The 3,330-nt window shown below is 76.2% G+C and carries 1 protein-coding gene and 3 pseudogenes; 2 read left to right on the top strand and 2 right to left on the bottom strand.

Translation table 11 applies throughout. From position 1 onward, the window contains the following. Nucleotides 1–327, bottom strand: a pseudogene (locus tag JNW89_RS31975) (lytic polysaccharide monooxygenase); the annotation flags it as partial. A gap of 337 nt (nt 328–664) precedes the next feature. Between JNW89_RS31975 and JNW89_RS31970 the strand changes: the two are divergent. Next, nucleotides 665–1,597 carry a carbohydrate kinase gene (locus tag JNW89_RS31970; RefSeq protein WP_238451893.1) on the top strand — a complete coding sequence of 311 codons (933 nt, stop codon included), beginning with the start codon at nt 665–667 and terminating at the stop codon, nt 1,595–1,597. 102 nt (nt 1,598–1,699) lie between these two features. On the opposite strand, the pseudogene JNW89_RS31965 reads toward JNW89_RS31970, so the two are convergent. Continuing rightward, nucleotides 1,700–2,925, bottom strand: a pseudogene (locus JNW89_RS31965) (multidrug effflux MFS transporter). Nucleotides 2,926–3,004: 79 nt separating this feature from the next. On the opposite strand from JNW89_RS31965, the pseudogene JNW89_RS31960 reads away from it, so the two are divergent. Next, nucleotides 3,005–3,330 (top strand): annotated as a pseudogene (locus JNW89_RS31960) (MarR family winged helix-turn-helix transcriptional regulator); the annotation flags it as partial.

The following is a 3,330-nucleotide window of genomic DNA, read 5'->3' as shown; positions in this document are numbered from 1 at the left end:
CGGCGAAACCGGGGTTGCCGCCACTGCACAGCTTGCCGTCGGGGATGAAGCCGACGGTCCGGCCGCCGGCGTCCGAGCGGAGCACGCTGAACCAGTTGTAGAGGGAGTTGGCGCCGCTCTGCGCGACCGCCGCCGAGCAGGCCGGGTTGACCGGCCTGATCTCGCCGGTCGGGCTGAGGCCGTCCTTCCAGCACAGGTAGGTCCGGCTGCCCGGAGTCATCGCCGCGCCGTGCGCGGCGGCGGATCTGGACCGGAGGTCAGGGCGACGGCGCCCAGGGCGAGGGTGGCGGCCGCGGTGAGCAGCGCGGCCGTACGGGAACGGATCACGAGGTTCTCCTGACCCGCGGGGCGGCGCGACGGCCGGCCCCGCTGTGACGAGCGGATGCGACGATCGCGGCGCCACGGCCGGCGGCCCGGGAGTCGGGAGGGCCGGATGGCCGCGCACCGCCCTCGGTCCGCGTCCCGCGGACCGGTGCCCTCGCGTCGGCTCCAGCTCGGCGCCGGTGGTGCGGCAGCCCTCGCACCGGCCCGGCACGCGTCATCCCACCACGCCCCGGCGACCCGGCGCAATAGCCGTTGCTCGATGCCTGGAGACGGGGCTTCGCGCCCGCCGTGGCGAGCACTGTGCCAGCCTGGTACGAAGCGACGGACGCTGGGAGGCGACGTGGGATACGCGGTGGTGCTCGGTGAGGCGCTGGTCGACCTGCTCGACGCCGAGTGCGAGGGCCGGCCGGTCTTCCGACAGGAGATCGGCGGTGGCCCGCTCAACGTCGCCGTCGGGGTGTCCCGGCTCGGCGGCGCGGCCGAGTTCGTCGGGTCGTTCGGCGACGACGTGCTGGCCGGCCGGATCCGCGCCTTCCTCGCCGACGCCGGCGTCGGGCTGGCCGGCGCCGTCGCCGTCGGGGTGCCCACCACCCTCGCGGTCACCACGCACGCCGGGGCCGAGCCCGACTTCCGCTTCTACGGCGAGCCGCCCTCGTACGGCCTGCTCACCGCCGACAATCTGGACCTGGCCCTGATCGAGGGCGCCGACGTGCTCTACTGCGGGTCGATCGTGCTGCTCTGCCCGCCGGTGCTCGCCGCCGCGCGGCGCGCCTGGTCGCTCGCCACCGGCCTGCGGGTGTTCGACCCCAACGTGCGGCCCCGGCTGCTGAACGGCCGTGCGACGCTGGACGGGCTGCGGGAGGTGGTCGCGGAGTTCGCCGCCGGGGCGCACCTGGTCAAGCTGAGTGCGGCCGACGCTGCGCTGCTCTACCCGCGCGAGCCGGTCGAGGGGGTCGCGGCGTACCTGCGCGAGCTGGGGGCGGGCACCGTCGTGGTCACCCTCGGCGCGAACGGCGCGATCGTCGCGGCCGGCCCCGACCCGGTACGCGTGCCCGCGCCGAAGGTGCGCGCGGTCGACGCCACCGGCGCCGGCGACTCGGTGATGTCGGCGCTCATCGCCGACCTGCTGGTCGACGGGGAGCCGGCCGAGCCGACCGACTGGCACCGACGGGTGGCGTTCGCGCTGCGGGTCGCCGGCCTGGTCTGCGAGTCGCCCGGCGGGGCGGTGTCGATGCCCACCCGCGCCGAGGTGCTGGCCCGCTTCGTCGACTGATCCGGCGGTGCTGCTCGCCGTGAGGACGTCCGGCCGCCCGGCTGGCGGGCTGGCCGGCCCGGCCATCTTCGGGCCGGCGGTCGTGCTCGGGTCGACCGTGGCTCAGCGGGAGCGGGTCAGGGTGAGCACCGCGCCGAGCGACAGGGCGGCGCCCCGGCGGTCACCGCTGCCATCGGCAGGGCGCTGCCCTCGCCGCCGAGCCCGACCGCCGGCGCGGCGAGCGCGCCGACCACCGACTGGACACCGCCCATCAGCGCTGCGGCGGTGCCGGCGTGCCGGGCGTGCGGGTCCAGCGCCAGGGCGGTGCTGTTCGGCATCACCATGCCGAGCGAGCCGACGAAGACGAAGAGGGTGACCGCCACCAGCACCAGGCTGCCGGCGAGTGCGCCGGTCAGCACGCCGAGCGCCGCCACCGCGCCGACCACCAGGGTGGTCACCAGCAGCCGGCGCGGGCTGAACCGGTCGAGCAGCCGGGCGTTGGCCTGGCCCATCGCCACCAGGGCGAGCGCGTTGAGCCCGAAGAGCAGGCTGAACGTCGTCCCGGAGAGGCCGAAGACGTCCTGGAAGACGAAGGACGACCCGGAGATGTACGCGAACAGCCCGGCGAAGGCGAAGCCCTGGGTCAGCGCGTACCCCAGATAGGCCCGGTCGGCGACGAGCGCCCGCATGGTGCGGGCGGTGCTGGCCAGGCCCCCGGTGCTGCGCCGTTCGGCGGGCAGCGTCTCCGGCAGCCGCCAGGCCACGGCGGCGGCGAGCAGCAGCCCGATCACCGCCAGGGCGACGAAGACCGCCCGCCAGGAGCCGACGCGCAGCACCAGGCTGCCCACGCTGGGCGCGGCGACCGGCGCCACGCCGAAGACCAGGGTGAGTCGGGAGAAGTACTTCGCGGCGGCCCGACCGGCGTAGCGGTCGCGGACCACCGCCCGGGCCACCACCACGCCCATGCCGCCGGCGAAGCCCTGCGCGAAGCGCGCCGCGGCCAGCGCGGTGGCGTTCGGCGCGACCGCGCAGACCAGCGCCAGCACCGCGTACGCGAGCACCCCGACCAGCACCGGCCGGCGTCGACCCCAGCGGTCGCTGAGCGGGCCGCCGACCAGCTGCCCGAGGGCCAGACCGATCAGGCAGGTGGTCAGCGAGAGCTGGACCTGCGCCTGGGTGGCGCCCAGCTCCCGGGTCATCGCCGGGAACGCCGGCAGGTACATGTCCAGCGACAGCGGGCCGATGGCGGTGAGCGTGCCGAGCAGCACGAGCAGGACCGCCCCCTCGCGGCGGCTCGGCGCGGCGGTGGCGGCCCCGGCGGGCGCGGTCGGCAGTGCGGTGTGTGTCACGGTCCCCCCGGACGGCTCGGCAGCCCGGTAACCTTAGCTCTGTACCCAGAACTATTGCCCTGTGAGGTGGGTGACCCGGATGTCGACCGACGAAGGCACGGCGCGCCTCGGCGCGCTGGTGGGCGAGCTGCACCGGCTGCTGCGCCGGTCAGCCACCCGGCGCGCCAACCGCACGGTGCTGCCCGAGGCGCAGGTCGAGCTGCTGCTGCTGGTCCGCGCCCACCCCGGCATCAGCGGCCGGGAGACCGCCCGGCGGCTCGGCACCGCGCCGAACACGGTGAGCACCCTGGTCCACGACCTGACCGCGGCCGGCCTGCTCGCGCGGGAGCGGGACCGGCCGACCGTCGGGTGGTCCGGCTCTACCTCACCGAGGCGGCCCAGACCCGGATGGCCGACCACGCGCGG

This window comes from Micromonospora sp. 4G55 (assembly GCF_016803375.1).
The sequence above is the reverse complement of the archived record's forward strand: the minus strand, read 5'-3'. Positions and strand labels throughout refer to the sequence as shown.